This is a genomic window from Mobiluncus curtisii subsp. curtisii ATCC 35241 (assembly GCF_000146285.1).
GTDB classification, from domain to species: domain Bacteria; phylum Actinomycetota; class Actinomycetes; order Actinomycetales; family Actinomycetaceae; genus Mobiluncus; species Mobiluncus curtisii.
On record NZ_GL385913.1, the window covers coordinates 1 to 5,454 of the forward strand.

At 53.9% G+C, this 5,454-nt stretch carries 3 rRNA genes; all 3 read left to right on the plus strand.

The window, feature by feature from the left end:
• Positions 1-173 precede the first annotated feature (173 nt).
• The 3 genes from HMPREF0574_RS09205 (at position 174) to rrf (ending at position 5,387) form a co-directional block, all read left to right on the plus strand.
• Positions 174-1,713: ribosomal RNA gene (locus tag HMPREF0574_RS09205) — 16S ribosomal RNA — on the plus strand.
• Positions 1,714-1,987: 274 nt separating this feature from the next.
• Positions 1,988-5,084: ribosomal RNA gene (locus HMPREF0574_RS09210) — 23S ribosomal RNA — on the plus strand.
• A 186-nt stretch (positions 5,085-5,270) separates the two neighbouring features.
• Positions 5,271-5,387, plus strand: a 5S ribosomal RNA gene (rrf, locus tag HMPREF0574_RS09215).
• The 16S, 23S and 5S rRNA genes sit together here, the layout of an rRNA operon.
• The last annotated feature ends 67 nt before the right edge of the window (positions 5,388-5,454 follow it).

The window sequence follows — 5,454 nt, forward strand, 5'->3', positions numbered from 1 at the left end:
GAGTGGGTTTGTTGGTTTTGATCTCGATAGCGTTTTGTTTTTTGTTTACGCGTTTTTTTGGTGCCCTTTTTTGGGGTGCTTTTGTTAGTGTTTTTGCGGTTTTCTGATTTGATGAGGACCGTGTTTGTCAGGTTTTTCTGGCTCTTTTTGGATGGACTGTTTTTGGTTTGTTTTTTTTGGAGAGTTTGATCCTGGCTCAGGACGAACGCTGGCGGCGTGCTTAACACATGCAAGTCGAACGATGAAGCCGCAGCTTGCTGTGGTGGATTAGTGGCGAACGGGCGAGTAACACGTGAGTAACCTGTCCTTTTCTTTGGGATAACGGCTGGAAACGGCTGCTAATACTGGATATTCAGGCGTCACCGCATGGTGGTGTTTGGAAAGGTTTTTTCTGGGATTGGGTGGGCTCGCGGCCTATCAGCTTGTTGGTGGGGTGATGGCTTACCAAGGCTTTGACGGGTAGCCGGCCTGAGAGGGTGGTCGGTCGCACTGGGACTGAGATACGGCCCAGACTCCTACGGGAGGCAGCAGTGGGGAATATTGCACAATGGACGAAAGTTTGATGCAGCGACGCCGCGTGGAGGGTGTAGGCCTTCGGGTTGTGAACTCCTTTTTCTCGCGAAAAAGGCACAGTTTTGGCTGTGTTGATGGTAGTGGGGGAAGAAGCGCCGGCTAACTACGTGCCAGCAGCCGCGGTAATACGTAGGGCGCGAGCGTTGTCCGGATTTATTGGGCGTAAAGAGCTCGTAGGTGGTTCGTCGCGTCTGTCGTGAAAGCCAGCAGCTTAACTGTTGGTCTGCGGTGGGTACGGGCGGGCTTGAGTGCGGTAGGGGTGACTGGAATTCCTGGTGTAGCGGTGGAATGCGCAGATATCAGGAGGAACACCGATGGCGAAGGCAGGTCACTGGGCCGTTACTGACACTGAGGAGCGAAAGCGTGGGGAGCGAACAGGATTAGATACCCTGGTAGTCCACGCTGTAAACGTTGGGAACTAGGTGTGGGGATGCTATCCTGTGTCTCTGCGCCGTAGCTAACGCATTAAGTTCCCCGCCTGGGGAGTACGGTCGCAAGGCTAAAACTCAAAGGAATTGACGGGGGCCCGCACAAGCGGCGGAGCATGCGGATTAATTCGATGCAACGCGAAGAACCTTACCAAGGCTTGACATACACTGCGATGGTTCCAGAGATGGGCCAGCCTTCGGGGTGGTGTACAGGTGGTGCATGGTTGTCGTCAGCTCGTGTCGTGAGATGTTGGGTTAAGTCCCGCAACGAGCGCAACCCTTGCCTCATGTTGCCAGCGGTTCGGCCGGGGACTCGTGAGGGACTGCCGGGGTTAACTCGGAGGAGGGTGGGGATGACGTCAAATCATCATGCCCCTTATGTCTTGGGCTTCACGCATGCTACAATGGCCAGTACAGAGGGTTGCGATACCGTGAGGTGGGGCTAATCTCTTAAAGCTGGTCTCGGTTCGGATTGGGGTCTGCAACTCGACCCCATGAAGTTGGAGTCGCTAGTAATCGCAGATCAGCATTGCTGCGGTGAATACGTTCTCGGGCCTTGTACACACCGCCCGTCACGTCACGAAAGTTGGTAACACCCGAAGCCCGTGGCTTAACTCTTTTTGAGGGGGAGCGGTCGAAGGTGGGATTGGCGATTGGGACGAAGTCGTAACAAGGTAGCCGTACCGGAAGGTGCGGCTGGATCACCTCCTTTCTAGGGAGCATTGCCAGTGTTGCGGATGTTTTGTCTGTGATGGTTTTTGTTTTCTGGTTTTGGGATGCGCGTGGGCATGGACATTTCCTGCTGTTTTGGTGGGGGCGCTGTCGGGTTTTGGGCTTATGGGCCTGGCTGGCTGCATTGGCATGGCTGTTTTGGTTGTGTGGTGTGGTTTGGTTGGTTGGTTGTTATTTGTATAGTGGTGCGAGTATCTGTGATGCAAGTTTTTTTGTCTTGTTTTAGTTTGTTCTTCTGGTGAGACCGTGTTTGGTTTGTTGTTTTTTTGGGCGTTCGGTGGATGCCTTGGTACCAGGGGCCGATGAAAGGCGTGGTGGACTGCGATATGCCTCGGGGAGTCGTCGAGCGGGCTTTGATCCGAGGGTGCCTGAATGGGGAGACCCGGCAAGTTTTGTGGCTTGTCACCGTATTCTGAATTGATAGGGGTGCGGGGGGAACGTGGGGAAGTGAAACATCTTAGTACCTACAGGAGAAGATATTCCGTGAGTAGTGGCGAGCGAAAGCGGAGGATGGCTAAACCTAATGAGTGTGATAGCGTACGGGCGTTGCTTGTTGGGTGTTGTGGGGGCGTATGCTGCTTTCCGTATTGGAGCGGGGCCTTTGTGTTGTGTTTAGTTGAACTGTCTGGGATGGCAGGCCGGAGAGGGTGATAGCCCCGTAGATGTTTGGCATGGTGCTGGGTTGGTGCGTGTCCCCGAGTAGGGGCGGACTCGTGTAATCTGTCTTGAATCTGCAAAGACCTCTTTGTAAGCCTGAATACTTCCTGGTGACCGATAGTGGATAGTACCGTGAGGGAATGGTGAAAAGTACCCCGGGAGGGGAGTGAAATAGTACCTGAAATCGGGCGCTTACAATCCGTCAGAGCCTTGTGGGGTGATGGCGTGCCTATTGAAGAATGAGCCTGCGAGTTATGTTGTGTGGCGAGGTTAACCTGTGTGGGGTAGCCGTAGGGAAATTCCGAGTCTGAATAGGGCGTGGAGTCGCATGATGTAGACCCGAAGCGGGGTGATCTACGCTTGGCCAGGTTGAAGCACGTGTAGAAGCGTGTGGAGGACCGAACCCACCTGGGTTGAAAACCGGGGGGATGAGCTGAGTGTAGGGGTGAAAGGCTAATCAAACTCCGTGATAGCTGGTTCTCCCCGAAATGCATTTAGGTGCAGCGTTGCGTGTTTCTTGGTGGTGGTAGAGCTACTGGTTGACTAATGGGCCGTTTTGGTTACTGAGGTCTGCCAAACTCCGAATGCCGTTCAAGTTAAGCGTGGCAGTGAGACTGTGGGGGATAAGCTCCATTGTCAAAAGGGAAACAGCCCAGATCGTCGACTAAGGCCCCTAAGCGTGCGCTGAGTGGGAAAGGATGTGGAGTCGCGTAGACAACCAGGAGGTTGGCTTAGAAGCAGCCATCCTTGAAAGAGTGCGTAATAGCTCACTGGTCAAGTGGTTCCGCGCCGATAATGTAGCGGGGCTTAAGCGTACCGCCGAAGTCGCGGCATCAGCATTTTGCACGGCACATGGTATGTGTGTTAGTGGTGTTGTTGGGTAGGGGAGCGTCCTGCCAGAGTTGAAGTCCGGGAGTGATCTCGGGTGGATTTGGTGGGAGTGAGAATGCAGGCATGAGTAGCGAGTGGAAAGTGAGAATCTTTCCCGCTGGATGACTAAGGGTTCCAGGGCTAGGTTTGTCCGCCCTGGGTGAGTCGGGTCCTAAGGCGAGGCCGTCAGGCGTAGTCGATGGATAACCGGTTGATATTCCGGTACCGGCGAAGGACCGTCCATGACGAGGGGACATGTGCTAACCGATGCTGTTGGTCCTGTATGCTTTCGGGTGTGTGGGGTTTGATGGTCTTGGGGTCCCGTGTTTTAGTAGTCAAGCGTGTTAACAGGGGTGACGCAGAGAGGTAGCTGGCGCGTGTCTTATGGCTTGGCGCGTCTAAGAGTGTGGCCTGGTTCCTAGGTAAATCCGGGGGCTGTTTGGGTGAGACTTGATGGTGAGACCGTTTGGTTGAAGTTCAGTGATCCTGTACTGTCGAGAAAAGCCTCGACGCTAGGTTTTAGCCGCCCGTACCCTAAACCGACACTGGTAGTCAGGTAGAGAATACTAAAGCGGACGGGTTAATCATGGTTAAGGAACTCGGCAAAATGCCCCCGTAACTTTGGGAGAAGGGGGACCATCCTGGTGAAGCGTCTTTACGGTGTGGAGCTGGTGGTGGTTGCAATAGCAAGAGGGACGCGACTGTTTATCAAAAACACAGGTGCATGCTAAGCCGTGAGGCGCTGTATATGCACTGACGCCTGCCCGGTGCTGGAAGGTTAAGAGGAACTGTTAGCTTTGGCGAAGCGGTGAATTTAAGCCCCAGTAAACGGCGGTGGTAACTATAACCATCCTAAGGTAGCGAAATTCCTTGTCGGGTAAGTTCCGACCTGCACGAATGGCGTAACGACTTCCCTACTGTCTCGACCGTGAGCCCGGTGAAATTGCATTACGAGTAAAGATGCTCGTTTCGCGCAGCAGGACGGAAAGACCCCGGGACCTTTACTATAGCTTGGTATTGGTGCTCGCTTGCGATTGTGTAGGATAGGTGGGAGACTGTGAAGCTGGCACGCTAGTGTTGGTGGAGTCGTTGTTGAAATACCACTCTGTTGTAAGTGGGTTCCTAACTTTGACCCCTGATCGGGGTTAGGGACAGTGCCTGGTGGGTAGTTTAACTGGGGCGGTTGCCTCCTAAACGGTAACGGAGGCGCTCAAAGGTTCTCTCAGCCTGGTTGGCAATCAGGTGTTGAGTGTAAGTGCACAAGAGAGCTTGACTGTGAGACTGACAGGTCGAGCAGGTACGAAAGTAGGAACTAGTGATCCGGCCATGGCTTGAGGAAGCGTGGTCGCTCAACGGATAAAAGGTACCCCGGGGATAACAGGCTGATCTTGCCCAAGAGTCCATATCGACGGCATGGTTTGGCACCTCGATGTCGGCTCGTCGCATCCTGGGGCTGGAGTTGGTCCCAAGGGTTGGGCTGTTCGCCCATTAAAGCGGTACGCGAGCTGGGTTCAGAACGTCGTGAGACAGTTCGGTCCCTATCCGCTGCGTGCGTTGGAGTTTTGAGGAGGCCTGTCCCTAGTACGAGAGGACCGGGACGGACGAACCTCTGGTGTGCCAGTTGTTCTGCCAAGAGCATGGCTGGTTTGCTACGTTCGGGAGGGATAACCGCTGAAAGCATCTAAGCGGGAAGCCTGCTCCAAGACTAGGACTCCGTGACTTTTGTCGTGAGGCCCCCTGTAGACTACGGGGTTGATAGGCCGGGCGTGGAAGCACCGTGAGGTGTGGAGCTTACCGGTACTAATCGGCCGATAACAACAACATACACAGTCCCACTGATAACGTGGAACAAACAATGAAACGAGTAGAGCAGAAAGACTTTTGCGTTCAGGTATTCGCGACCACTATACAAATAAGAACCAACCAGCCCGGTACTAACAGTTATGTATCGCGGCTTGTGTTCATGGGTTTGCTAACTGAATATGGTTAGTGACTAGAGTCCACGATTGTGGCGGCGGTCATAGCAGCAGGGAAACGCCCGGTCCCATCCCGAACCCGGAAGCTAAGCCTGCCCGCGCCGATGGTACTGCACACGCCGGTGTGTGGGAGAGTAGGAAACCGCCGCACTAAAACTTGAAAAAAACCGTTTCGCCCCCAAACATTTTGGGGGCGAAACCATTTAAACACCACACCA